The organism is Neobacillus drentensis (assembly GCF_036965645.1).
Taxonomy (GTDB): Bacteria; Bacillota; Bacilli; order Bacillales; family Cytobacillaceae; genus Neobacillus; species Neobacillus drentensis_D.
The window spans coordinates 40,722-66,837 of record NZ_JBALPZ010000013.1 but is presented as its reverse complement, the minus strand read 5'-3'; the positions used below and the strand labels follow the sequence as shown (position 1 = coordinate 66,837).

The following is a 26,116-nucleotide window of genomic DNA, read 5'->3' as shown; positions in this document are numbered from 1 at the left end:
TTTTTAACAACTACAATCCGGACATCGGCCATATATTTCAAATTTATGCCCTGAAATATCATATCCTTTAAGATTTTCACTTAATCCCTCCATAGGACATGTCTCTATTTCTTTCGTTTTTCCGCATTCTAAACAAATGAAATGGTGATGATGATGGTTTCTAGAACAGGTAAAACGGAAATGTTTTTCTCCTGATAACTCTGTCATCTCTAATATCCCCATTTCAACAAATAGAGAAAGATTTCGGTAAATAGTATCAAAACTTAATCCTGGATAATCATCTTTGAGTAAATCGAGTACATCTTTTGCTGTGAGATATTTATCATGATCTGCAAATAATTGCAGCATATCCTCTCTTTTCCCCGTTTGCTTAAATCCATTTTCTTTCAGGTATTTTATTGCTTCATCTACATTCACTTGGTTCCTCCTCCTAATCCACTAGTTATTTTTTTATAAAAAATGGCCACTATTAATATAAGTACCGCCAGCATCACAATGGTTCCACCGGGAGCAAGATCAAGATAATAGGCCGTAAAAAGTCCACCTAATACAGAAAGTTCACCAAAAAGAACAGACAGAAAAATGGTTTGCTTGAATCCTTTTGCAATTCGAATACTAGCCGCCACCGGTAGTGTCATTAAAGAGGAAACCAACAAGATTCCCACAATTCTCATGGAGGCTGCAATCACAAGAGCGACCATTACAATAAAAATAAAATGAATACTTTTCGCAGGTATCCCTGAGGCTTTAGCATGTTCCTCATCAAAAGAAAGTAAAAATAGCTCTTTATACAATAAAATAATCAATAAGATGACCATCACGCTAATAGCTAAGATTACCCATAAATCGGTTCTGCTAACAGCTGAGACACTTCCAAATAAATAACTATATAAATCCGTATTAAATCCATTAGCAAGCGAAATAAAAATAACTCCTAGTCCAATACCACCTGACATAATAATCGGAATAGCCAATTCCTGGTATTGTTTATAAACCCCTCTTAGCTTTTCAATAAACAGTGAGCCGCCAACTGAAAAAACCATACCCATGTAAAGCGGGTTTAAACCGGCCAGCATAGTCAGTTTATTTTCAATAAGCAGGCTTGCTGCGATACCTGCTAAGGTAACATGACTTAACGCATCAGCAATTAAAGATAGCCTTCTGACTACGATAAATACACCTAGCAAAGGGGCTAGGATTCCAATCAAAATCCCAGTTAAAAACGCATTTTGTAAAAACTCATAATGAAAAATACCTTCAATCAATTTTTAACGCCTCCATGTTCATGGTTATGGGCCAGCAAGTGTACATCATGACCATAAACCTTAGACAACCCATTCATGCTAAGTTGTTCAAACTCTTCTGTATCCCCATGAAAATGCAAATGTTTATTTAAACAAGCGACATGTGTTACCTTATCTGAAATGGTGCCAATATCATGGGTAACCAATAACAGCGTAATCCCCCTGGCAGCATTTAAGTCACCCAGCATCTCGTAAAACGAATGAACATTTTCCGCATCCACACCGACGGTTGGCTCATCCAAAATCAATAGCTTGGGTTCACTTACAAGTGCACGCGCAATGAATACCCTTTGCTGCTGACCTCCGGACAATTCTCCAATATTTCGCTGACTAAATTCCTTCATCCCTACTGCATCCAGTGCTTCCATTACCTTTTCCCTATGTTCTTTTTTAAAAAAGGTAAACAGACCTAACTTTTTGGTTAAACCGCTTGAAACCACTTCAAAAACAGTGGCTGGAAATCCGGTATTAAAAGAATTTGCCTTTTGTGAAACATAACCAATTTTTTGCCAGTCTTTAAATTTACTTATTTCCTGGCCAAATAAAAAAAGGTCTCCTTTTTGCAGCTTTAATAACCCTAATATTAATTTTAACAAGGTAGATTTACCGGAACCGTTAGGCCCGACAATGGCCAAAAAGGATCCATCTGGGACAGTAATATTAATATCTTCAAGAACACTCTCTTTTTCATAACGGTAAAAAAGATGTTTTATTTCAATAATAGCTTGCATGGTTCACACTCTCACTTTTAATTATCAGAATCATTCCGATTTAACTTCAAGTAGTATACAATAGGACGATTCAATTGTAAAGGTTGAGAAACTGAATGAATCACCCTTTATTCCATTGTCACACTCTATCCCCTTCTTCATACATTAGCATGGAGGAGTGATGAAGGTGAAAATATTTGAAAGCATCATTAATCATAAAATTAACACGATTACAGCAGAAGAGCTTGTAAAGTATGCAAATCAATTTAATATAACAGTTAGTCGCCAACAAGCCATCAAAATCGCCGAATACTTAAGAGGTAAAAATATTAATATTTTTGATAATACACAGCGTGCGCAATTGGTAAAGCAAATTGCTAAGGCTGCTGGACCTGAAACGGCACGAGAAGTTAATAATTTGTTGATTCAATTCACAAAGCAATAAAAAGCTGTGCCGGAGCACAGCTTTTTTTCTTATCCTTGCATGATTTCATCTAATAATTTCTCATTAAACACTTGCTCCTTGAGCATGTTGATTTCAAATTTATATGGCGGTTTTTTATTATTTTTGTCTTCACCAACGAAAGGAGTCTCTAATATCTTAGGAACATCCTGTAATTGCGGATGGTGAACCACATAATTTAGTGCTTTAAATCCAATATGACCAAATCCGATATTTTCGTGGCGGTCTTTTCTCATCCCAACTGAATTTTTACTGTCATTGATATGAAGTACTTTAAGCTTATCTAAGCCAATCATCTTATCAAAATCATTTAGGACACCATCAAAGTCTTCGACAATATTATAGCCGGCATCATGTGTATGACAGGTATCAAAGCAAACAGATAATTTATCATTATAGTTAACCCCATCCATAATCATCGCTAGTTCCTCAAATGATTTTCCACATTCGGAACCTTTTCCGGCCATCGTTTCTAAGGCAATTTGAACTTGTTCTTTCCCAGTCAATACTTCATTTAGACCTTCAATGATTTTTTTGATTCCAAGTTCCGTCCCCGCTCCGACATGAGCACCCGGATGGAGAACAATTTGCTTTGCACCAAGTGCCTCAGTTCTTTCAATTTCACTGCGCAAGAATCTAACACCTAATTCAAACGTATCTGGATTAGTGGAATTACCAATATTAATGATATAGGGAGCATGAACAATGATTTCTGCAATCCCGTTCATTTCCATATGTCTTCTTCCTGCTTCAATATTCAGGTCTTCAATTTTCTTTCTTCGGGTATTTTGAGGTGCACCCGTATAAATCATAAAAGTATTGGCACCATAGGATACTGCTTCCGCACTGGCAGCAAGCAGCATATCCTTTCCGCTCATAGATACATGTGAGCCAATTTTCAACATCCCTTTTCCTCTCCCTTTATTGATTATTTCTTTCTCTTTTCAATCTTTCGCTGCCGTTTTTTTATTTTATCCATTTCCCACTGCATCTTCTTTTTATAGCCTGGTTTTACTTTTTGTGGTTTTTTGATAATTGATTTAGCGGCTCGATCCGCTTCATCTTCTTTCCGTACACGAGTCTTCCTTTTATTTCTATCATCAATTTCTACGAATTCCTGGTTCTTCAAATCAACGTGTTTGAATTGTATGCCCATTTTTTCTAATCTGTTCAAAGCATCCTCATCAGCACTCTCATAAATCGTTAGGGCAATACCGGAATTACCGGCACGAGCTGTTCTTCCCACTCGATGTATATAAAAATCTAAATCCGTCGGAAGTTCATAATTAATGACATGGCTGACACCTTCAATATCAATTCCTCTTGAAGCAAGATCAGTTGCAACAATATACTGATACTCTAAATCCTGTATTTGTTTCATCATTTTTTTTCGTTCACGAGGGTTTAAATCACCATGGACACGTCCCACTTTTAGTCCCTTGTCATTTAAGAAATAAGCAACCTCTTCCGCCATCTTTTTCGTATTGGTAAAAACAATTGCAAGATACGGATTATATGCTAAAAGTGCATCAACTACTAGCTGTTTTTTATTGCGATGCCTAGATGGTAACAGATAATGCTCTAAATTCTCTGCTGCTTTTCTCTTTGATTCAATTTGAATAGTCTTTGGATTCTCCATATATTTCTTTAAAAATGGTTTTAACTTTTCAGGAATCGTAGCAGAAAATACGAACATATTTAGTTTTTCTGGCATTTTTGCTGCAACCTGATCGACATCTTCAATGAATCCCATATCTAACATCATGTCGGCCTCGTCCACCACAAGGATGTTGGATGTATGGATGAATAAAGCCTGCTCAACCATCAGATCTTTTATTCTTCCAGGTGTACCAACCACGATTTGGGGCTGAACCTTTAGTTTCTCAATCGTTCTCTGTTTATCAGTTCCTCCTATATAACACCTAGTCATAATTTGCGCATCGGGGTTGCACTGTTCAGTAACCTTTAAAATTTGATGATAAATTTGTGTGGCTAATTCCCTTGTTGGTGCGGTTATTACTGCTTGAACTTCTTGACGGGCTGGGTCAACCCTCTCTAATATCGGCAAAACATAAGCAAATGTTTTACCTGTTCCCGTTTGCGATTGACCAATGGCACTTTCCCCTTTTAAAACTAATGGAATCATCCGTTCCTGAATCTCTGTAGGCTCAAAAAAACCAAATTGGTTCAGTGCTTCTATAATAAAAGGCTGAAACTTAAATCGCTCAAATTGATTTGCTCTCATAAATAGCTCCTTATTCTAATTAATCTTCTTATGGAGTAGTATTTCCTTAAGGTTTTGGCATCCTTCTCTATGTCCATCATGTTATTATAGTAAAATTTCACCTAAATAACCAGTTAACTTATCATTTTATTCTCAGCTTTTACTAATAAGGCAAATTTTAAAACGAAAATAGTTTTTTCCTTGTGTGTAAACCTAAACCAAAATTGGTTTTATGCATACTTTAATGTATGAAGTCATGTAAGAGAGGAGGTCGTGGAATGCAGCCAAGACCAAGAATGCCCTTTAACGGTGGAATGGGACAGCAAATGTTCGGTGGAGGCAGCCCGATGATGGGGCAAGGGGGCGCACCTTCGTTCGGAAGAAATCCGATGATGAGGCCTCAAGCAGGGCCTTTTGGCGGAGGGAACTCAATGATGGGAGCCAGAATGGGGCCCGGATCCGGTCAGATGGGTAGAGCGGGAGGAGGAATACTCTCGAAACTTCTCGGTAAAGGTACTCAGACAGGTACACCAGGCGGACTTATGGGAATGGGCAGAGCAGCAGGAAGCGGTGGCGGCTTAATGCAATCCCTAAGCGCTCCTGGGGGATTAAATGGGATATTAAACAATACCCAGCAAGTGTTAAAGACAGCACAAACCATTGGACCCATGATCCAACAATACGGTCCAATGGTAAAAAATCTACCTGCGATGTGGAAGATTTATCGAGGTTTTAAAAATGCTACCAAGAGCAGTGACTCATCCAGTAACAATCCAAAGTCAGATTCAACTGTAGAGGAATCTTCCAGCAGCGAAAGTTCGGAATCTGTAAATTCTAATAAGTCTGTCAAGCGGAAGTCCAACCAACAGTCACTTTCTCAACAGCACCAAAAGGGTAGTTCAATTCCGAAAATGTATATATAAAATTTCAGAATGCTGAAACCCAGCATTCTTTTATTTTTCAGATAATTTTCACAGGAAAAATGTATCTTTGTATTATATCTATTAGTTTTATATNNATATAATATATAAATAGACTAGCAGAAAAGCCTTAAAACAAGTGAAAACACCTGTTGATGCTTTGTTAACAAAAATCAAAGTTCAATTTAGGAGGACTTTATAGATGCAAATCATTAAAATATCACCGCGCGGTTATTGTTATGGTGTTGTTGATGCCATGGTAATAGCAAGAAATGCCGCATTAGATAAATCATTGCCTCGTCCTATCTACATTCTAGGGATGATTGTTCATAACAAACATGTCACAGATGCCTTTGCAGAAGAAGGGATTATTACCTTGGATGGTAAAAATCGTATGGATATTCTTGATAAAGTCGAATCAGGGACGGTTATTTTTACCGCACATGGCATCTCTCCAGAAGTCCGTGAGCTAGCAAAGAAAAAAGGCCTAGTTGCGATTGATGCAACTTGTCCTGATGTAACGAGAACCCATGATTTGATCGAGGAAAAAACCAAACAAGGATATCAAGTTATATATATCGGTAAAAAGGGACACCCCGAGCCTGAAGGTGCTGTCGGCGTTGCTCCAGGTATGGTTCATTTAGTGGAAACACCAAATGATGTTGAAGCATTAACTGTTCATAGCGACAAACTTATTGTGACAAACCAAACAACCATGAGTCAGTGGGATGTTGCAGATACGATGAAAAAAGTAACGGAAAAATATCCGCATGTAGAAGTCTATAATGAAATTTGCCATGCCACCCAAATCAGGCAGGAAGCTGTGGCCGGTCAAGCAACAGAAGCAGACGTGACCATTGTGGTAGGGGACCCAAAAAGTAATAACTCGAATCGCCTTGCTCAAGTTTCGGAAGAAATTGCTGGAACAAGAGCATATCGTATTGCCGATATAAGCGAATTAGAAATTGATTGGATAAAGGATGCTAAGACTGTGGCTGTCACATCCGGCGCCTCAACACCAACACCAATTACCAAAGAAGTCATCTCTTTTCTTGAGCAATTTGATCCAACTAATGAAGCAACTTGGGAGCGCCAAAAGAAGGTTCAATTAAATAAAATATTACCTCGAGTAAAAAGTACAGAAAAATGATTAGAATAGCGGAAGCGCCTTAATCAGGGAAAAAAGTAGTTCATTTTTTCCTATGAGCTGGACAATTTCCAACTTAAAAAGAACCGTGTCCTAATTAGACCGGTTCTTTTAATGTGTGATTAAACAAACTGAAAAGGATCTGTATTTTCTTCTGAAGGGAAAATATCTACATCATAACCAGCATCTTGACACTTCTTCTGCAGTACTTTTGTCAGACCCATTTTCATCACTTTTTCCACATTATGTCCAGGATCAATCATATTTAGGCCCTCCATCAACGCATCATGGGCTGTATGATAGTAGATATCCCCTGTAACATAAACGTCTGCCCCTTTAAACTTTGCAGTCATAAAATATTTATTTCCATCACCGCCAAGAACGGCAACCTTTTTAACCTGTGCAGTTAAATCGCCAACAACCCGGACAGTTGAAACGCCTAAAGAGGATTTTACCTTTTCTGCGAATTCAGCTAATGTCATTTCCTTTACTTTTCCAATCCTGCCGAGTCCGAGTGTTTCTCCTTTGTTCTCGACGGGGTATATATCATAAGCGACTTCTTCATATGGATGTGCTTTGATCATCGCAGTTATTGTCTTCTTTAAAAGTGGTTCAGGGACTATCGTTTCTAGTCTTACTTCATCCACTTCTTCTAACTGACCTGGCTTGCCAAGATAGGGATCTGTATGTTCACCAGGTAAAAATCTGCCTGTTCCGTTTGCCGAAAAAGAACAATGGCTGTAGTTTCCAATAAAACCTGCACCTGTATTTCCCAACACTTGTCTTATTTCCTCAGCATGACTAGAAGGAACAAAAACCACCAATTTTTTAAGTTTTGTATCAAAAGTAGGCACCAATACTTCTGCACCCTCAAGCCCTAAAGCTTCCGCCAATAGATCATTCACCCCTCCTTTAGCCACATCCAAATTTGTATGGGCTGCATAAACAGCAATATCATGTTTTAATAACTTTTCGATCATTTTCCCCTGTGTTGTATCTGTTAACAAGTTTTTAAGCGGCCGATAGATGAGGGGATGATGAGCAATTATAAGTTGCACATCTTTTTTGATTGCCTCATCAATCACATGATCGAGAACATCAAGAGCAATCATGACCCGTTCAACCCTTTTATTTAATCGTCCAATTTGTAAGCCTATTTTATCACCCTCCATGGCCAATCCCTTTGGAGAGAATTGTTCAAAAAGCTGGATGATTTCATGACCGTTTGGATTTTTCATTATTTTAGGACCTCCTTTACAAGGTTTATTTTACAGATTAACTCTTTCCTTTTTTCGATTGTTTCGGCCGTTTCAGAAGCTCCTTCCAAAGCTTCTGATATCCGCTGCCAGTTTTTCATTTCAGCGGTCCATTTCTTTTTAAAAATCTCATTCTTTTGTTCTAGAAGGAACGGTCCTAGCAAAAGTCCCTCATCCCTCTTTTTCTGGTACGGCTTAGAAGGGTCTCCTCTTTCTGCAACTAGGATTTCGTAGATTTTCGAGTCTTCTTCAATAATTTCTTCTGCAATTAACTCCCAATTGTTTGCTAAAAGCCATGTCCGAATCGAGATTGCGCTAATATTTGGCTGTAATATGAGGCGCTGAACTGAATCCAGTTTGCCCTTTCCATTATCCAAAATACTAGAAATAAGTGCCCCACCCATCCCCGCAATCGTAATACAATCTACTTCATCAGGCTCGATAACCGCTAACCCATCCCCCATACGAACGGCAATGGTATCAGCCAGCCCTTCTGATAAAACATTTTTCTCGGCAGATTGAAAGGGCCCTTGAGCCACCTCACCTGCGACCGCATATGAAATTTTTGATTTTTTAGCTAAGTAACATGGTAAATATGCATGGTCGGACCCAATATCCGCCATCCGTGCCCCTTCAATTACATATTTCGCTACGGTCTTTAATCGAACTGATAACTTATCTGTATTCAAAATTCCACCACTTTTACTTATGTATTTACTTAAATAATAAAAGAAGTCCTTCACTTATGCAAAGGACTCCTTTTTTTATTTAATTTTGGAAACCCATTCTGCCATTGCTTCAGCTTGTTCTTGAGGAACAAGACCTGATGGCATGTTACCTTTACCTTTTGTAATGATGTTGACAATCTCTGCTTTAGAATACTTACTGCCAACACCTTTTAATGTAGGACCTACTACCCCTTGATACTGATCACCGTGGCAAGCAATACAGGTCTGCTTATAAATATCTTCTGGCTTTGTAGCTGCAACCTCTGTTGTCTCGCTGCCTTCCCCTTTATCCTTGGCCATTTCTTTCATGTCTCCTAGTCCTTTAAAAGAAAGGATAAACACTAATACAATCCCAAAAACCATGACAAGAATGTAAGGAATTACCGGATTCCGCTTCATGATCTTACCTCCCTTATGTACGAACGCATGTTAAAATAAATAGTCTACAAACAACTACTATTTTACTTGAAAAATAACAGAAGGAAAAGCCCTAAACTTATTTTATCACTATAATCTTCATAATAAAGGAAAAAGAGACAGAGAAAATAAATTAATTATTTCTTCAGTCTCTCTTCATATAATTCCATTTATCAGCAGCCAATAAGACGGGATATGACGATTCTTTGTACCTCTGATGTCCCCTCACCAATCTCAAGGAGTTTCGCATCCCGCATCATTCTTTCCACTTGATATTCCTTCATATAGCCGTAACCTCCATGAATTTGAACGGCTTGGTCTGTCACTTCCATACACATTTCGGAAGCATATAACTTACACATCGCTGCTTCCTTGGAAAACGGTCTCCCCTGGTCTTTTAACCAGGCCGCCTTATAGACCATATTACGTGCCAGTTCAATTTTCATTGCCATATCGGCAAGCTTAAATTGAACAGCCTGAAAGGAAGATATGGATTTGCCAAATTGTTTCCTTTCCTTTGCATAAGCTAATGCCTTCTCATAAGCACCTTGTGCGATACCTACAGCCATTGCGCCAATTCCGATACGCCCACCATCTAAGGTAATTAAAAACTGTCTAAAGCCCTCTCCACGTTTCCCTAGAAGATGATCAACAGATACTTTTACATTCTCTAAGACCAGCTCCGTTGTATTGGAGGAATTTAGACCCATTTTTTCATAATTATCAAGGATGGTAAAGCCCTCTACATTTGTAGGAACAATAATGGCACTAATCTCCTTTTGTCCATTCTTCTCGCCAGTTACAGCGGTTAAAGCTAAATGATGCGCATAACTGGCATTGGTAATAAAACACTTATTTCCATTTATGATAAATTCTCCATTTTCTTCTTTGGCAGATGTCCTTGTTCCTCCTGCGTCCGAGCCAGCATCGGGTTCTGTTAGACCAAATGCCCCCAATGATTCTCCCGTACAAATGGGGGTTAAATATTTTTGTTTTTGCTCCTCCGTACCAAATAAATTCAGCGGTGCACCACCTAAAGAAATATGCGCAGAGTAGGTTATTCCAGTCGATCCGCATCCCCTGCTTAGCTCTTCCACGACAATCGCAAAGCTGATTGTATCCCCTCCGCCACCGCCATATTTTTCTGGAAAAGGGAGCCCCATTATTCCCAGGCCACTCAGCTTTTTAAAAATCTCTACAGGAAACTGTTTCGTTTTGTCGCGTTCTATAGCTCCTGGTGCCACTTCTTCATCCACGAATTGCCGGATCATTTGTTTAATCATTTGTTGTTCAGTTGTTAAGTCAAAATTCATATCCATCCCCCTTAAACAACATTGTATACGCTTTCTTTTTTATTATATAAGTAATCATAAACAATTCCCAACATTTAAAAATTTTTAAATATATTATATTATTGAAATATATATGTGTGATTTTTACTTTGTAAGGGGCACGGGTTAAGAATTCCATTATAATGCGGTTTGTAAACTCGACCTGTTTAGTTTTATCTTTTTTAAAAAAGTAAAAATAACTCAACAAGCGATTAGAATCAGAAAAGGCTATTTGCAAAATGAGAGATAATTCAGTAAAATAACAATACAGAAAGTGCTTTCATTCTTTCCCAGTCTTCATTTTGAAGAAAAAAATAGTCTACCTCCGTTAAGAAGTAAACTATAATCTGCCCTACATTCAGTTATTCTAAAAAGTCTTTTAAACGTTTACTGCGGCTTGGATGCCGTAATTTGCGCAATGCTTTTGCTTCAATCTGACGAATACGTTCACGAGTGACACCGAATACCTTACCAACCTCTTCAAGGGTACGGGTCCGTCCATCATCTAGTCCAAAGCGCAATCTAAGAACATTTTCTTCTCGGTCAGTTAGAGTATCGAGAACATCTTCTAATTGCTCTTTTAATAATTCATAGGCAGCATGCTCTGAAGGTGACGTTGCGTCCTGGTCTTCAATAAAATCACCTAAATGTGAATCATCCTCTTCACCAATTGGTGTTTCAAGTGAGACAGGCTCTTGGGCAATCTTTAGGATTTCTCGAACCTTATCAGGTGTTAAATCCATATCTTCTCCAATTTCTTCCGGTGTTGGTTCGCGGCCAAGGTCCTGAAGAAGTTGACGCTGAACTCGAATAAGTTTATTAATAGTTTCAACCATATGAACAGGAATCCGTATAGTTCTCGCTTGATCCGCAATAGCTCGTGTAATGGCTTGACGGATCCACCAAGTGGCATACGTACTAAATTTAAATCCTTTACGGTAATCAAATTTTTCAACCGCTTTAATTAGTCCCATATTCCCTTCCTGGATTAAGTCGAGAAATAACATACCACGGCCAACATAACGCTTCGCAATACTGACAACCAGTCGTAAATTGGCTTCGGCAAGACGACGCTTAGCTTCTTCGTCCCCTTCTTCAATCCGGTTTGCGAGCTTAATTTCTTCTTCCCCAGAAAGTAAGTCAACCCGGCCAATCTCTTTCAGATACATTCGAACAGGGTCATTAATCTTGACTCCTGGAGGTACACTTAGATCATTTAAATCGAATTCTTCATCATCTTCTTTTGCCAATTTTTTAACGTCTGGATCTTCTCCATCACTTTCGCCGACTAATTCAATTCCTTGCTCCGTTAAGGACTCATAAAATTCATCCATATGTTCGGAATCCACATCAAAATTAGCCATTTTCTCTGCAATATCATCATAGGCAAGGACACCGATTTTTTTACCCAGTTCAGTTAGCTGGTCTTTTACTTGTTCAAGGGTTAATTCATTTTCAACCTCTTTTGAACGGGCTGATTTTTCAGCAGCCATATGTCCCCCTCCTTCCAAAATCAAAGACAATAAAATGAAATTTATAACAATTTACGCAAGTGATTCATTTCAGTAGCAATCGCTGCGGCCTTACTAAAGTTCTTTTCTCGTTCAGCTTCTTTTAGTTCCACTTCTTTTTCTTTTATCTTTAACATTTTTTGATAATTCAACACCTGTTTGATATAATCAGTTAATTCCTGATTGGTTAGCTCTTCATTTATGGACATCATTTCAATGTCAGCAACCATTCTTCTAAGATTGTCATCTTGAATATAGGTTAAAAAGGCGCTAGTGTCAGGTTCTGTGTGATCTTCAAAAAATCCTAACAGATATGTTATTATTGCCTGATGTTCATCGGTATTAAACGTTTGTCCTTCAAGTAATTCCTGTACCTTATATGCCACATCTCGATCTTTAAGCATATGGGCAATTAACCGCCTCTCAGCTGTAACATATGCCGGTTTCAGTTCATCTGCAGGCTTAACCACTAACATGGGCTTTTGAGCGGGTTCTCTCAGCCCATTTGATTTTTTCTTGTCAGCAAAATAAATTTGCCTTTGCTGCTGTTTTAAAGCCTCTAACGAGAGGGAAAATTCTGCTGCCAGCTGTCTTAGGTAATGATCCCTTTCTACAGCCTTATCAAGTTTACTGATTTCCTTAATTATCTGTTCGATATATGCAAGCTGATCTCCTTCAAGCTGAAGATTTTTTCCCCGCCGGAAGTAAAGAAATTTAAAGGCCATCCAGGTTAAACTCGCACCAATGACTTCATTGCGGAACTTATCTGTACCATTTTTTTGAATGTATTCATCAGGATCCAGACCATCTGTCATCATGGCGACCTTTATTTGAAAGCCAGCTTCTTGAAGATGGTTTCCTGCGCGGTAAGCAGCCTCGATCCCCGCTTTATCGGAATCATAGCAAATGGTAATCGTTTGAACATGTTGTCTTAACAGAGAAATATGCTCATCTGTTAATGCCGTTCCCATTGTGGCTATACCATTTTCTACACCAGCACGATCTGCAGCAATGACATCGGCAAATCCCTCAAATAAAATAGCATACTGCAATTTTTTTATACTTGGTTTTGCCAAGTGATAATTATATAAAATTTTACTTTTATTAAAGATTGCTGTTTCGGGACTATTTAAATATTTGGGCTGATCTGCCCCAAGTGATCTCCCAGAAAAAGCAATCGTATTACCGTGACGGTCAAAAATGGGAAACATGATCCGGTCTCTAAAACGATCAAAGTAAGTTCCATCCCGCTCTCGTTTGATAATTAAACCGGCTTTCTCCATCCAATCAGGTGAAAAATCCCTTTTTGTCAAGAACTTATACACGAAGTCCCATGAATTTAATGAATACCCAATTTGAAACTTATCAATCGATTCTTGGGTAAAACCTCTATTTAGTAAGTACTCAAGTGCATGCTGACCTTCTTTTGTATTTACTAAGAGATGGTGATAAAATTTCCTTAAAAGCTCATGGGCATCCATCATCGCTTGTAGCTCTTTAGAAAGTTTTTTTCCGCCTTGGGATGAAGTCAAGTTAATTCCTAATTCAATATTTACTTTCGCTGCTAGCTTAATGGCGGCCTCTTGGAATGATATTCCTTCGAGCTCCATTAAAAAAGAAAATACATTTCCCCCCGCTCCACAACCAAAACAATGAAAAATTTGTTTGTCAGGTGATACTGAAAATGATGGGGTGCTCTCTCCATGGAATGGGCATAGTCCGAAATAATTTCGCCCCTGTTTTTTCAGTTGAACATAATCGCTTATTACCTCGACTATATCTACAGCCTGACGAATTTGGTCAACCTTTTCTTCGGCTATAAGTTCCGCCATGAAAAAACAACTCCAATTGTACTACAGGTATTCGGCAGGCATTATTAAAATTCCTGCAAATTTCGACAATTTTTTTGTTAATTCCAGCACAAATCTTGTTTGCTCCTAAGATTGATAAGGCTTTAGCCCTTTTCCGTATTCTCCTCTATATGTAATATTTTTCTTTTACATGATGATCATAGGAAGCAACAAAATTAACATTAGCGGAATCTTTGATACGAATCGACAATATGCTCTTTGACCGAGCAAGAATCTGCATCGACAAAAATAGCCGATTTGCCTTATCCATAAGTAATAATTCTACATCAGTCCGCATATTCCTTCTAAAAGAAGTAACTTTTATAAAAAGGATTTATGTCGAATTTTTTTTAGGGGGCTGCCTTGACATCTAACAATAAATAGTTTATTCGTTATAATGCAACTCTAAACCTAAAAAGATATATTTTTATCACAATTTTTTATTATAGTATATTCGTTATCATTTTACCATAACTTTTTTTCAATATTTTTAAGTAAAAAAACACATAATCAATTGATTACGTGTTAGAATCTGCCCTTTTGAACATAATTTAAGATAACATTCGCTGTCTCTTCGACTGCCTTATTGGTCACATCAATTACTGGACACTTAACTTTGCTAACAATTTTCTCAAAGAAGGTAAGTTCCTCCTTGATCCGTTCAATATTAGCATAGCTTGCTTGATCGTTTAATCCAAGAGAAAGCAACCTTTCTCTTCTAATATTATTTAGTTTTTCCGGACTTATTTTCAATCCAAAGCACTTATCAATCGGAACTTTATATAATTCTTCCGGCGGGTCTACTTCTGGCACGAGCGGCACATTAGCCACCTTTAAACGTTTATGTGCCAAGTACTGAGATAATGGTGTTTTGGATGTTCTTGACACGCCAATTAAAACAATATCTGCTTTCAGGAGCCCTCTAGGATCTCGTCCATCATCATATTTTACAGCAAACTCGATTGCTTCCACTTTTTTAAAATAATCCTCATCAAGTTTTCTAACCAAGCCGGGTTCACATAAAGGCGCTTTCCCGCTGAAAATTTGAATTTGATCCATAATAGGCCCGATTAAATCAACAGCTTGTATACTCTCCTCCACTGCTCTTTCCCTTAAATATGTACGCATATCAGGTTTTACAAGTGTATAAGCAATCATACCTTTATCATGGGAAACCAGTGATAAAACCTCTTCGATATGGTCTTTATCCTCTACATAAGGAAATCTCTTTAATGTCATACCAGAACCATTGAATTGGCTGATTGCGGCTTTCGTAACTAATTCAGCTGTCTCTCCAACTGAATCTGAGACCACATAGATGACCGGCGTACTCATTCTCCCTATCAACTCCATTTCTTATTATCTTTCCTCATCACTTAACGCCAAAAAAGCTTTTGTAATGTTTGTTTTAGTTACTCTGCCAATAACCTCAAAACCTCTCTCCGTTCTTTTAACGACAGGCAAGGCATCGATTTGTTTTTCAATGAGTTTCTTGGCTACATCGATTAATAAATCTTCACGTTCACACGTTGTTATGTTCGGCATCCTTGTCATAATAATATTGACAGGGATACTGGTAAGCTCTTGTTTACCGATGCTTGCCCGCAGCAGGTCTTTCCTAGACAGCACACCCACTAAGTTTGAGTTTTGATCCACTACAAATAATGTACCTACATCTTCAAGAAACATCGTACAGATCGCGTCATAAACCGATACGCTTTCACTTACTACTACAGGGATAGATTGATAATCGGAAACATAAATTTTTTGCAGATTCTCTGTCAACAGCTGGGCCCCTGACTTTCCAGTATAAAAATAGCCTACTCGCGGCCGTGCATCTAAAAAACCTGCCATTGTTAAGATTGCCAAGTCCGGCCTTAAGGTAGCACGGGTTAAACTTAATTGATCCGCAATTTGCTCACCAGTTATAGGGCCATTATCTTTTACAATCTGCAATATATGTTCCTGGCGTTTAGTCAGTTCGATTGTCCTCACCACCTTAAAAATCCAATAATCTCTTGCCGCGTTTGATTTAGAAATATTATATACTACTTACCAACTATTTTAAATAATAATGGTTATAGATAAAAGGTGCGGACATCCGCACCTTTAGCTTACTTAAAACGCCATTTTTCCTTGTAAAAAGTTTACTAACTCTGAAATAGGAAGACGGGTTTGTTCCATGGTATCTCTGTCACGAACAGTAACCATGTTGTCTTCTTTAGAGTCAAAATCATAAGTAATACAGAATGGTGTACCAATTTCATCATGGCGGCGGTAACGTTTACCGATAGAGCCTGCTTCATCATAATCCACCGTAAAGTGTTTTGATAAATCAGCAAATACCGCTTTCGCCTCTTCAGACAATTTTTTTGATAACGGCAATACCGCAGCTTTATATGGTGCTAATGCAGGATGGAAATGCATTACCGTTCTAGAAGTACCGTCCTCAAGCTGTTCTTCATCATAGGCATCGATTAAGAAAGCTAGTGTAACCCTGTCAGCCCCAAGTGATGGTTCAATACAATATGGTACATATCTTTCATTTGTTTCCTGATCTAAATAATGGAAGTCTTCACCAGAAAATTCCATATGCTGCTTCAAGTCATAGTCTGTTCTTGAAGCCACGCCCCATAATTCGCCCCAGCCAAACGGAAATTTAAATTCAAAATCTGTCGTCGCATTACTATAGTGGGAAAGCTCATCTTCTGAATGGTCCCGAAGTCTAATATTTTCCTTTGTAAGACCTAGAGACAATAACCAGTTTTCAGCATATTGCTTCCAATAATCGAACCATTTTAGTTCCTCACCAGGTTTACAAAAGAATTCAAGCTCCATTTGTTCAAATTCTCTGGTACGGAATGTAAAATTACCAGGTGTAATTTCATTACGAAAGCTTTTTCCGATTTGCGCTATCCCAAACGGTAATTTTTTCCTCATTGTCCGTTGTACATTTTTAAAGTTTACAAAAATCCCTTGAGCGGTTTCTGGACGAAGAAAAATTTCATTTGTACTAGTTTCCGTAACCCCTTGGAATGTTTTAAACATTAAATTGAATTGGCGGATTCCCGTAAAATCATGGCTTCCACAGTCCGGACAAGCAATGTTATGCTCCTTAATTAATTCTTCCATCTTTTCGAAAGGAAGCCCATCTACAACCATTTCTATGCCTTTTTCATCAAGTGCATTTTCAATTAATTTGTCAGCGCGATGACGGGCCTTACAGTTTTTACAGTCAATCATTGGGTCATTAAAGTTACCAATATGACCTGACGCTTCCCAAGTTCTTGGGTTCATCAAAATGCTTGCATCTAATCCAACATTATAGGGAGATTCTTGAACAAATTTCCTCCACCAAGCCTGCTTGATATTGTTCTTAAATTCAACACCTAATGGACCGTAATCCCAAGTGTTAGCTAAACCTCCATAAATTTCTGATCCAGGAAAAATAAATCCTCTGTGTTTCGCATGTGAAACGATTTGTTCCATTGTTACATCCATTGTTTTCTCGCTCCTTTTTATAAAAATGGCCGTGTTAAACTGGGATGTTGATTTCCGCTCCATGTGCTCGCTTTCCGCGGGCGTGACGGGGAGCCTCCTCGGCGCTGATAGCGCCTGCGGGGTCTCCCCTGTCCCGTACTCCCGCAGGAGTCGAGCACCTTCCGCTCCAATCAACACCGTACAAAATAAAGATGGAATGTGTCATAAACTGCGTTAGAAAATAAAAAACTCCCGCCTCTATGCTTTTGATAAGCATAGGGACGAGAGTTACCCGCGGTTCCACCCTATTTGCTGCAATAAATGCAGCCTCCTTAAATTGTGTTTCTTCAACACGATTGCTCAGGAACGCCTTCATTAGTACCCTATACCCTAGCTCACACCGCCCTAGGTTCGCTTTTATAGAGATCACTAATTACTACTTTCCGTCAATGCAAATATTTTATTAAGGAAATAGTAACGAAAACTTCTAACATTGTCAACAAGGTAATTATAACAGATTACGAAAATGATCCATCGAATTAAGAAACTTTTTAGATTTAAGGTGAAGGCCTGAATACTCATCATAGTAGGCTGTAATAATTTTTTTCAATTCAGCCTTTGTTTCGTCTTTCACTGAAATATTTCCTAAGCGGGTAAGATCAAAATAATAAAATAGCCGTAATAATTTAACAGTTGCTGGTAATAATGGAAAGTGATATGGATCTTTATCCAAACAGCGATGACAGATAAATCCGCCTTCCCGAATTGAAAATGAAAAATGACCGTCCGTACTTCCACAGATAGAACATCTATCTAAAATCGGGTAGAGGCCCATTACATTTAACATCTTCATCTCGTAAATATTCATGAGTATTTCAGGATCAAAGCCTTCATTCATATAGTTCAGTGTCTGATAAAGTAATTCAAAATGAAACGGGTTTGGTTTTTTATCCTCCGTACATCGATCTGTTAATTCAACAATATAACTTGCATAGGCTGTTAAAAAAATATCCTCTCCAATAGAGCGCAAGGAAGTGATGATTTCTCCCTGCTGCAGACTTCCTAAACCAGAACCGGTTTGTAATAGGAAATATCCATGTGTGAAAAGCTGGGAAATAGAGGAAAGGCGGCTGTTTGGCTTCTTGGCTCCACGTGCCATAACGCCAATTTTACCACCTTCTCTTGTATATATCGTTACTATCTTATTAGTTTCACTATAATCCGTGGTTCTAATGACAATGCCTTCATATTTCTGAAGCATTCTTTGTCACCTTCTAACGTCAGAGCGAAAACAAACTTATGAAACGGGAAAATCAATTTGTGCTAGATCTTCATTCTGATTTCCGGGTATTTCTTGGTTTTCCTTCTCAAGCTCCTTAAAGAGAAGATATGTGTCAATATTACCTGTCTGTAGGAATACTTTCCACGTAAAATCCATCATCGAAAACCCCACCTTTCATTATTTAGACTAGCCTAATGTTAAATCCCAAACCTTATAATTATCATAGCCTGCCTCTGCCAAAATATAAGACGAAATAATTGTTAATGTTGTCCATGCATAATCTTATTTAAGAGTTAATATTTTAAATAGGGTTTTGTTAATATTCATCCTCATTGAAGCCATAATCACGAAGCTGGGACATTTTATTACGCCAATCTTTTTGCACCTTTACCCAAAGCTCTAAAAATACTTTTGAACCAAGGAGATTTTCAATATCCACCCGGGCCCGCTTGCCAATTTCTTTGAGCATGCTCCCTTGCTTACCAATAATAATACCCTTTTGTGAATCTCTTTCGACAATGACTGTTGCCATCACATGAATAATATCCTTATTGGGCTGTTTTTCCATTTTATCCAAAACAACTGCCAAAGAGTGGGGGATCTCCTCCCTCGTTAGGTGAAGTGCCTTTTCCCTAATCAATTCGGTAATAATAAAACGTTCCGGATGATCAGTTACTTGGTCAGCTGGATAATATTGCGGCCCTTCTGGTAAAAATCCTTTAATTTGCTCTAATAATCGTTCAACATTGTTTCCTTCAAGAGCTGATATTGGAACGATTTCTTTAAAGTCGTATTTTTCTTTATATGATTCAATAATAGGCAGCAATTCATCTGGATGTATTTGATCAATTTTATTAATAACAAGAAAGATAGGTGTATTTACGGACTGAAATTTTTCCAGGATAAATTCTTCCCCACGTCCAAATCCTTCTTCGGCATTCACCATAAATAAAACTAGATCAACCTCTTTAAGTGTATTTTGTGCTACCTTCATCATAAAGTCGCCCAATTTGTGTTTTGGTTTATGGATACCTGGTGTATCAATAAAAATCATTTGCGCATCCGAAAGGGATAACACACCTTGAATTTTGTTTCTAGTTGTCTGCGGTTTATCACTCATTATGGCAATTTTTTGACCAATCACCCGATTAAGGAAGGTAGATTTCCCAACATTTGGTCTTCCGATAATTGAAATAAATCCTGATTTGTATCCGTTTTCATTCCCTTTAGTTTGCATGTAAATCCTCCGGAGAAAAGGCACCAGGAAGTAACTCAGCTACCGTTAATTCTTTTACATCACCTTTAAGATTGGTTAATATCACTCTCATATCACTTGGGCATAGCTCAGAGATCACTTGCCTGCACGCACCACACGGGGAACAAGGGCGATTTGTATCAGCCACAATGGCCATCATTTGAAAATCTCTGTCACCTTCAGAATAAGCCTTAAAAAGGGCCGTACGCTCTGCACAATTGCACATACTATAAGCGGCATTTTCAATATTACAGCCGTGATATACTTTCCCATCTTTTGTTAGCAAGGCTGCTCCAACTCCAAACTTAGAGTATGGAACATATGCTTTATCTCTTGCCTTTTTTGCTTCTTCCATTAATTGTTCGATATTCACAAAACGTCTTCCCTTCCAGCAGTAATCTGCTGTTTCTTTATTTTACCTCAAATAGTAGAGAAAATCATTACATGTAGCGAAAAAGTAATAAAAAATTTTAAAAAATTAGAATTTTCTCATAATGTAACTTGTCTTATAAAAACAAATTATTTTAGTTATTTTACCGAAATGTTCATTGCNNTTTTTAGAACCATTTTAATACATAGGGCATAAAAATAATGATCCCCACGATTAGTGTTAAGGCTGCATAAACGAAAACAGCACCAGCGGCAATATCTTTCGCCTGTTTGGCAAGTGGATGATATTCTGCTGTAACAAGGTCTACTACCCGTTCAATCGCTGTATTCATTAACTCCAGAGCGAACATCCCCCCAATAGCGAAGAGAATGAAGAGCCACTCTAGTTTTGATATTGAAAAATAAAAGGATAATGCTATAACGATTAGCGAGCTTATAAGATGAAACCGCATATTTCTTTCGTTTTGAGCAGCCGTCAGAATACCAGCTGCTGCAAACGAAAAGGACCTCAATAAGACGAATCGTTTCTTTTTATCGTGTGAGTCCATAATCGTTCAAAATTTCCTTTTGCAATGTAAACATTTCCTTTTCATCTTCCTCTGTCATGTGGTCGTAGCCTAAAAGATGAAGGAAACCGTGAACGGCTAAAAATCCTAGCTCCCGCTCGAAAGAATGACCATACTCCTCTGCCTGTTCGATTGTTCTTGGAATTGAGATAATAATATCTCCTAAGACGCGCGGCATATCCATTCCCGATAATTCTACCTCACCCTCGCCAAGTTCTTCCATCGCAAATGAAATGACATCCGTTGGGGTATCTTTATCACGGTATTCACGGTTAATTTCCTGAATCCTGTCATTCGTAACATAAGTTATAGATACCTCACTACGCTCCTCTATTTGCTGCTTTCTCGCAGCAAAATTAATTAATCTTTCTATTTCAAGCATTTGCTGCTCTGTCAATTCATTTGTTTCATCGACACTGTCAATAAGTAATGTCATGCTTGCTTCACCTGCTTTGTATTTGTTAATTCTGGATATTCAATTCTTGAGTGAAATATCCCCTTTAAAGTCTCACATAATGTATGAGAGACGATTTCAATTTCTTTCATCGTAATATCACATTCATTTAACTGCCCATCTTCAAGCCGTTCAGTGACAATTTTTTTTACAAACGAGTCAATTAATTCAGGTGTCGGCTGGGATAAGGAGCGTACAGCTGCTTCTAAGCTGTCGGCTATACCCACAATCGCAGATTCCTTTGTTTGAGCTTTCGGGCCTGGATAGCGAAATTCTTCCTCTTTAATAGTTGATTCACTCTGAAGGGCTTTATGGTAAAAGAATTTTAGCAATGTGGTTCCATGATGCTGCTCTGCAATATCAATAATTTCCTTAGGCATATGGTATTTCCTTAAAATCTCTGCTCCATCAATGACATGTGCAATGATAATGGATGCGCTTTTATCCGGCGGCAGCTTGTCATGAGGATTATCATGATTTATTTGGTTTTCAATAAAGAAGTTTGGCCTTTTGGTTTTCCCGATATCATGATAATAACTGCCGACTCTCGCTAAAAGCCCATTTGCACCTATGGCTTCACAAGCAGATTCAGCTAAATTTGCCACCATCACGCTATGATGATAGGTGCCCGGAGCCTCCATTAGTATTTTTCTTAGGAGTGGGTGATTTGGGTTAGATAATTCAATCAACCTTATAGTTGATAGAATTCCAAAGCTTGCCTCAAAGAATGGTAATAAACCAACAGACAACACAGCAGAGCTGACCCCTGACACAAGTGCAGTAATAAGATAGTAGCCGTACTCAACCCCTGAATACTGTCCATTTGGGAGGAGCATGAATGCACCTATTGTACACACATTAATCATGGCCGCAAAAGTTCCCGCTTGTAATATTTTTGAGCGGCGGCTTTGGCTGTTTAAAAACAAGATAGCTGCAATACTGCTAAAAAGAAAATAAATCCCCACTGAAAAATTAAGTGTTCCAGTTATCCCTTCATTAAAAAGGATACTCCCACATACAGCCATTAGGATCGACATATAAATTGCCAGCTTTTCATCAATTAATATTTTAATTAACATACCACTCATCGCAGCTGGGAAAATATAGCCGATGCCCTCAAAACTAAAGACTTGCAGCATACTAATGATTTTCATAATAAAAATCGAGAGAATAAAAATAATCCCATACAACAATAAGTAGGTTTGGCGTTTTTCAGGGAGCACTTCCATTTGAGAAAAATAGTAATAAATGGCTGATAGGATGATCGTAATTAACACGACTAAGCCAATAAACGGCTTATAAGAATAATTGTTATTTATAAGACCAACCAATTTTAATTGCCGATAGATATCCTGATTGATTAGTTCCCCTTCTTCAGCAATAATTTGCCCTTGAAGGATTTTTACAGGCTCAACCTTTTCTGATGCCTGTTGTCTGAGTTCCTCCGTCGCGTTTGAGTCATAAAACTCATTTTGAATGACAGCATATCTCCCTAATTCAATAGCAGCTAACTTTAGTTCGTCACTTAAAGTCGTGTACTTTAATTCTTCTTCTACTCTTTTCTTAGCATTTTCCACCTCATCAGCAGAAATTCTTTTGGTCATCACATTACTGACTGCTGTAACAGTTAAATCTTTCGCAATAGATAGTTCATCATTATTCGCATGAATTAAGGCAGTAAAAACTTGATTAGAAAGATCCTTCGAAACACTTGAAGTCAGTTTTGCTTTTAACTGTGACTCTTTGTCGGAATCACTCGGTTCCTTTATGGTTATCGTTTCTTCAGAAGCTTTTTCTTCTTGTTTTCTCAAATCTTCTTCAATTTCATTATTAACCTCGATCACTGATTGAAAAATGGACGTAATTAAATCAACTCGATTTTGCGTGTATTCATTTTTCAAAGCGTATACTGGCTGGACCTGATTTATAGCCTCTTTCCGTTTATTTTCGGTACTTTCTTTATCCTCTACTGTTGCTGGAGAACGAATAGTATTTTCTGCTACTGAGAACAAGCTTAGCTCAAGTTTTTCCGGTTTTACATTGTTGTATATCGCCCCAAACAAAACAATCCCAAGTACGACAAAGAATATAATCCGAAAAAAAGTCATATCAAGTAATTTTCGTATCCGTATGAAGTTCTGCTGTAGTTTATCCAACTAAATCCCCCCAACCACGGCCATTCATCATTGTTATAGGAAAAGAATAACAAAATACTACTAGAAAATGCGCTTTATGTAAAATCATATCAGTTTTTCAGGAAAGTTTCACCTTATTAAAAAAGATATTTGTAAAAATACGGAAAAAGGGATAAACCAATAAGGTTCATCCCTATGCTTTATTGTTGGTTTCCCTTCTTTTCGTAGGCTTCAATGATCCTGCCAACAAGGGGATGACGAACAACATCACTTTGTTCTAAAAAGATAAACGAAATCCCTTTTACATTTAGCAAAATCTCTTCCGCTACAATTAAACCCGATTTTGCACCCTTCGGTAAATCTACTTGGGTCTGGTCACCTGTAATCACCATTTTTGATCCAAAACCCAGCCTAGTCAGAAACATTTTCATTTGTGCATGAGTGGTATTTTGTGCCTCATCTAAGATCACGAAAGCGTCATCTAATGTTCGTCCGCGCATATAGGCAAGGGGAGCAATTTCAATCGTCCCCCGCTCTATTAGCCTTTGGGTATGTTCTGCCCCGAGAACATCGTTTAATGCATCGTACAGAGGTCGTAGATAGGGGTCAACCTTTTCCTTTAAATCCCCTGGCAGGAATCCGAGGCTTTCCCCAGCTTCTACTGCAGGTCTTGTTAAAATAATTCTATTTACTTGTCCTGATTTAAGAGCGTTAACTGCCATGACCACTGCGAGATAGGTTTTACCGGTTCCAGCTGGTCCAATCCCAAAAACTAAATCATTTTTCTTTATGGCAGTCACATAATGTCTTTGCCCCAGCGTTTTGATTCGAATCGTTTTTCCTTTAATATTCTTACCGATTTCTTCTTCGTATAAATTTACAAAGTAGTCTAGAGTACCTTTTTGAGCCATTTGGATGGCATAAAGAACGTCTCGCTGACTTATATTTATACCCTTCCGGATTACAAAGATTAATCTGTCGATTATTTGCCCAGCCATTAAGACCTTATCTTCATCACCGGATAAACTGACAGACTCTCCTCTTGTAATTACAGATACATTCAGCTCTTCTTCAAGTGTTTTTAGGTTTTGATCAGAATTTCCTAGCAGCGTAATTGCTTCTGCTGGATTTTCTAGCTGTACATTAATGGTTGTTAATTTTTCTGTCATCGGGAATCTCCTTGGATATCGGTTGTCCGACTGCAATGTTTTCAATTATCTTAAAATGGATATCTAGTATAACCTTACCATTTTTCATCGTCTTGTGTAAAATTTTTTCATCTTTTATCTTAGCTTCTTCATCTAGACTGCTTTTTATTTGTTTTTTTGCTAGTTCTACCGCCATCTTTTCAGCCTCATTATTAGTATAACTCCGTTCGTACACTTCCCGCTCACGGAGTGTTTTATTGACATAAGAGATAGGCAGTTCCCATTTTAAAAAGCGAATTTTATGCACAGTCTTTTCAGTCTCATAATGCTTAAATTCAGGTTTTCCAAATCCCCAGATAGGTACTTCTAACTTTCCTAATAATAGAGAATGCTTTTGCTGCTCCTTGCCATTATATACTTTAAATTTGGTGACCAGCGGAAGCTCCACATGGCTTTTATACCAAGTTTCCCCCCAAACTTCACCTCTTGCTGCTGTAATTTCTGGGTTATCTTCCTTCCCGAATGCACCCGAAACGAGTAATTGGCCTTTTACAACATGATCATGAATATCAACTGCCTTCTGACCACTCTCAACAAACATTTTTACAATGATTGCCTTCTTTTTAGCTATCAGATTTTGCGGCGAGTATTTTTCTGGCTTTTTAGGCTCATTTTTTTCTACTACTTGCAGATGGTAGGTTGTCCCCTTTAATTCCACACCAACCCATGTTAATGCACCTATATTATTGGTCAATTGTCTTTGAATCCCCTCGACGTTAGCAACCAAGAATTGAACCTTGCCAATTTTAACGCCCATCTTGTCCAATTCTTTGCGAATTTGATACTCAGTTGCTGGTTTTGCCCCCTTTATTTCTACCCCCCAAATCATATTGGACAGGAGCAATATAAGAAATAAAAAGGCGGCGGCTCCTAACATAAAGCCGCTGTTTTTCCACAATCTTTTCAACAAAAATGGAACACCACTCCGCTGCAAAAAAGAAATTTTGCATTCACTTTTCCTCGCAAACCTTCTAATCTTAAGGGCATCTTGAACCCTCATTTTGAATGTAATTGTCTCTGTGCCATGCCGTTTCACATGCCAAATATGTAAACCGTTTCTTGTTAACACATTTAAAAACCGTTCTAGCCCTTTGCCGGATACTCTTACAGTAACTCTGCCATAAAGAAATTCAAACCACTGGTTCTTCATTTTGTTCCTCCCGCATTATCATTTATATAAGTGACCTGATCTATCTTTCCTTCCAATAATATCTCTTCAGGTAAAATGGTCTTGATTACAAATCCATTACCTTTAATTAACAATTGGCCCTGTTTTAACAACAGACGGAGTTCTTTATCAGTAAAAGAGAGCAGGCCGCGGTGATTTTCCACATATATATGGATTTGTCCAATCATCGTAATTCGAGGCAGATCCATCATGACATCTTGAGGAAGATCCATTTTATTAGCCATCCAATTTCGAACCCGTTGGCCCCATTTTTTTGCCATAAAAAAGAACCCCCTTTCATCTCATATTTATGAGGT

At 38.1% G+C, this 26,116-nt stretch carries 27 protein-coding genes and 1 other annotated feature; of the genes, 3 read left to right on the top strand and 24 right to left on the bottom strand.

The genetic code is table 11. From position 1 onward, the window contains the following. Window positions 1–3 precede the first annotated feature (3 nt). Genes V7266_RS02355 through V7266_RS02345 form a run of 3 tightly spaced genes read right to left on the bottom strand, consistent with a single transcriptional unit; the run spans window position 4 to window position 2,035 of the window. Window positions 4–417: a Fur family transcriptional regulator gene (locus V7266_RS02355; RefSeq protein WP_335465614.1), complete on the bottom strand. Its 414-nt coding sequence runs from the start codon at window positions 415–417 to the stop codon at window positions 4–6. Further along, window positions 414–1,265 carry a metal ABC transporter permease gene (locus tag V7266_RS02350; protein WP_335465613.1) on the bottom strand — a complete coding sequence of 284 codons (852 nt, stop codon included), beginning with the start codon at window positions 1,263–1,265 and terminating at the stop codon, window positions 414–416. The genes V7266_RS02355 and V7266_RS02350 overlap by 4 nt, the downstream gene beginning before the upstream one ends. After that, on the bottom strand, window positions 1,262–2,035 hold the full coding sequence (locus V7266_RS02345) for a metal ABC transporter ATP-binding protein (protein WP_335465612.1): 774 nt from the start codon (window positions 2,033–2,035) through the stop codon (window positions 1,262–1,264). The genes V7266_RS02350 and V7266_RS02345 overlap by 4 nt, the downstream gene beginning before the upstream one ends. A 166-nt stretch (window positions 2,036–2,201) precedes the next feature. Between V7266_RS02345 and V7266_RS02340 the strand changes: the two genes are divergently transcribed. Next, window positions 2,202–2,459, top strand: a complete 258-nt coding sequence (locus V7266_RS02340) for a DUF2624 domain-containing protein (RefSeq protein ID WP_335465611.1) — start codon at window positions 2,202–2,204, stop codon at window positions 2,457–2,459. A gap of 29 nt (window positions 2,460–2,488) precedes the next feature. Here V7266_RS02340 and V7266_RS02335 read toward each other — a convergent pair whose 3' ends face one another. Together V7266_RS02335 and V7266_RS02330 are read right to left on the bottom strand one after the other, a co-directional pair. Further along, the gene (locus V7266_RS02335) at window positions 2,489–3,382 is read right to left on the bottom strand and encodes a deoxyribonuclease IV (protein ID WP_335465610.1); all 894 of its coding nucleotides are present in this window, start codon (window positions 3,380–3,382) and stop codon (window positions 2,489–2,491) included. Window positions 3,383–3,405: 23 nt separating this feature from the next. Further along, window positions 3,406–4,722 carry a DEAD/DEAH box helicase gene (locus tag V7266_RS02330; RefSeq protein ID WP_335465609.1) on the bottom strand — a complete coding sequence of 439 codons (1,317 nt, stop codon included), beginning with the start codon at window positions 4,720–4,722 and terminating at the stop codon, window positions 3,406–3,408. 257 nt (window positions 4,723–4,979) lie between these two features. On the opposite strand from V7266_RS02330, the gene vrrA reads away from it, so the two are divergent. Then, entirely contained in the window at window positions 4,980–5,624 is a 645-nt protein-coding gene (gene vrrA, locus V7266_RS02325; RefSeq protein WP_335465608.1) for a VrrA/YqfQ family protein, read from the top strand. Window positions 5,625–5,823: 199 nt separating this feature from the next. After that, window positions 5,824–6,771: a 4-hydroxy-3-methylbut-2-enyl diphosphate reductase gene (locus V7266_RS02320; protein ID WP_335465607.1), complete on the top strand. Its 948-nt coding sequence runs from the start codon at window positions 5,824–5,826 to the stop codon at window positions 6,769–6,771. A 119-nt stretch (window positions 6,772–6,890) separates the two neighbouring features. Here V7266_RS02320 and V7266_RS02315 read toward each other — a convergent pair whose 3' ends face one another. The 19 genes from V7266_RS02315 to yqfC form a co-directional block, all read right to left on the bottom strand. After that, complete coding sequence (locus V7266_RS02315) at window positions 6,891–8,006, bottom strand: Nif3-like dinuclear metal center hexameric protein (RefSeq protein WP_335465606.1); 1,116 nt, start codon at window positions 8,004–8,006, stop codon at window positions 6,891–6,893. Beyond that, window positions 8,006–8,713, bottom strand: coding sequence for a tRNA (adenine(22)-N(1))-methyltransferase (locus V7266_RS02310; protein ID WP_335465605.1), 708 nt, complete (start codon window positions 8,711–8,713; stop codon window positions 8,006–8,008). The genes V7266_RS02315 and V7266_RS02310 overlap by 1 nt, the downstream gene beginning before the upstream one ends. A gap of 75 nt (window positions 8,714–8,788) precedes the next feature. Next, window positions 8,789–9,151: a cytochrome c550 gene (gene cccA, locus V7266_RS02305; protein ID WP_335465604.1), complete on the bottom strand. Its 363-nt coding sequence runs from the start codon at window positions 9,149–9,151 to the stop codon at window positions 8,789–8,791. Window positions 9,152–9,342: 191 nt separating this feature from the next. Continuing rightward, window positions 9,343–10,482, bottom strand: coding sequence for an acyl-CoA dehydrogenase family protein (locus V7266_RS02300; RefSeq protein WP_335465603.1), 1,140 nt, complete (start codon window positions 10,480–10,482; stop codon window positions 9,343–9,345). 380 nt (window positions 10,483–10,862) lie between these two features. Then, on the bottom strand, window positions 10,863–11,993 hold the full coding sequence (gene rpoD, locus V7266_RS02295) for an RNA polymerase sigma factor RpoD (protein WP_215043673.1): 1,131 nt from the start codon (window positions 11,991–11,993) through the stop codon (window positions 10,863–10,865). Between the two features lie 41 nt (window positions 11,994–12,034). Continuing rightward, window positions 12,035–13,843: a DNA primase gene (dnaG, locus tag V7266_RS02290; RefSeq protein WP_335465602.1), complete on the bottom strand. Its 1,809-nt coding sequence runs from the start codon at window positions 13,841–13,843 to the stop codon at window positions 12,035–12,037. A gap of 543 nt (window positions 13,844–14,386) precedes the next feature. Further along, window positions 14,387–15,196 carry a pyruvate, water dikinase regulatory protein gene (locus tag V7266_RS02285; protein WP_335465601.1) on the bottom strand — a complete coding sequence of 270 codons (810 nt, stop codon included), beginning with the start codon at window positions 15,194–15,196 and terminating at the stop codon, window positions 14,387–14,389. A 24-nt stretch (window positions 15,197–15,220) separates the two neighbouring features. Continuing rightward, on the bottom strand, window positions 15,221–15,859 hold the full coding sequence (locus V7266_RS02280) for a helix-turn-helix transcriptional regulator (RefSeq protein WP_335465600.1): 639 nt from the start codon (window positions 15,857–15,859) through the stop codon (window positions 15,221–15,223). A 120-nt stretch (window positions 15,860–15,979) separates the two neighbouring features. Then, window positions 15,980–17,362, bottom strand: coding sequence for a glycine--tRNA ligase (locus tag V7266_RS02275; RefSeq protein ID WP_335465599.1), 1,383 nt, complete (start codon window positions 17,360–17,362; stop codon window positions 15,980–15,982). A gap of 253 nt (window positions 17,363–17,615) precedes the next feature. Continuing rightward, window positions 17,616–17,800 (bottom strand) — a binding site (T-box leader). Between the two features lie 49 nt (window positions 17,801–17,849). Then, window positions 17,850–18,602: a DNA repair protein RecO gene (gene recO, locus V7266_RS02270; RefSeq protein ID WP_335465598.1), complete on the bottom strand. Its 753-nt coding sequence runs from the start codon at window positions 18,600–18,602 to the stop codon at window positions 17,850–17,852. Window positions 18,603–18,638: 36 nt separating this feature from the next. Beyond that, window positions 18,639–18,782: a YqzL family protein gene (locus tag V7266_RS02265; protein WP_098529956.1), complete on the bottom strand. Its 144-nt coding sequence runs from the start codon at window positions 18,780–18,782 to the stop codon at window positions 18,639–18,641. A 157-nt stretch (window positions 18,783–18,939) separates the two neighbouring features. Then, window positions 18,940–19,860, bottom strand: coding sequence for a GTPase Era (era, locus tag V7266_RS02260; protein ID WP_335465597.1), 921 nt, complete (start codon window positions 19,858–19,860; stop codon window positions 18,940–18,942). Beyond that, a complete protein-coding gene (locus V7266_RS02255) occupies window positions 19,850–20,233 on the bottom strand; it encodes a cytidine deaminase (RefSeq protein WP_420491300.1) in 384 nt (127 codons plus the stop codon). Before V7266_RS02255 ends, era begins: the two co-directional genes overlap by 11 nt. A gap of 202 nt (window positions 20,234–20,435) precedes the next feature. Then, the gene (locus V7266_RS02250; RefSeq protein WP_335465595.1) at window positions 20,436–20,816 is read right to left on the bottom strand and encodes a diacylglycerol kinase family protein; all 381 of its coding nucleotides are present in this window, start codon (window positions 20,814–20,816) and stop codon (window positions 20,436–20,438) included. Beyond that, window positions 20,800–21,270 carry an rRNA maturation RNase YbeY gene (ybeY, locus tag V7266_RS02245; protein ID WP_335465594.1) on the bottom strand — a complete coding sequence of 157 codons (471 nt, stop codon included), beginning with the start codon at window positions 21,268–21,270 and terminating at the stop codon, window positions 20,800–20,802. Before ybeY ends, V7266_RS02250 begins: the two co-directional genes overlap by 17 nt. Next, on the bottom strand, window positions 21,267–23,444 hold the full coding sequence (locus tag V7266_RS02240) for an HD family phosphohydrolase (RefSeq protein WP_335465593.1): 2,178 nt from the start codon (window positions 23,442–23,444) through the stop codon (window positions 21,267–21,269). Before V7266_RS02240 ends, ybeY begins: the two co-directional genes overlap by 4 nt. A 179-nt stretch (window positions 23,445–23,623) precedes the next feature. Continuing rightward, window positions 23,624–24,592 (bottom strand): PhoH family protein, encoded by a 969-nt coding sequence (locus V7266_RS02235; RefSeq protein WP_335465592.1) that lies wholly within the window; start codon window positions 24,590–24,592, stop codon window positions 23,624–23,626. Continuing rightward, a complete protein-coding gene (yqfD, locus tag V7266_RS02230) occupies window positions 24,567–25,781 on the bottom strand; it encodes a sporulation protein YqfD (protein ID WP_335465591.1) in 1,215 nt (404 codons plus the stop codon). The genes V7266_RS02235 and yqfD overlap by 26 nt, the downstream gene beginning before the upstream one ends. Then, on the bottom strand, window positions 25,778–26,080 hold the full coding sequence (gene yqfC / locus V7266_RS02225) for a sporulation protein YqfC (RefSeq protein ID WP_335465590.1): 303 nt from the start codon (window positions 26,078–26,080) through the stop codon (window positions 25,778–25,780). The genes yqfD and yqfC overlap by 4 nt, the downstream gene beginning before the upstream one ends. Between the last annotated feature and the right edge of the window lie 36 nt (window positions 26,081–26,116).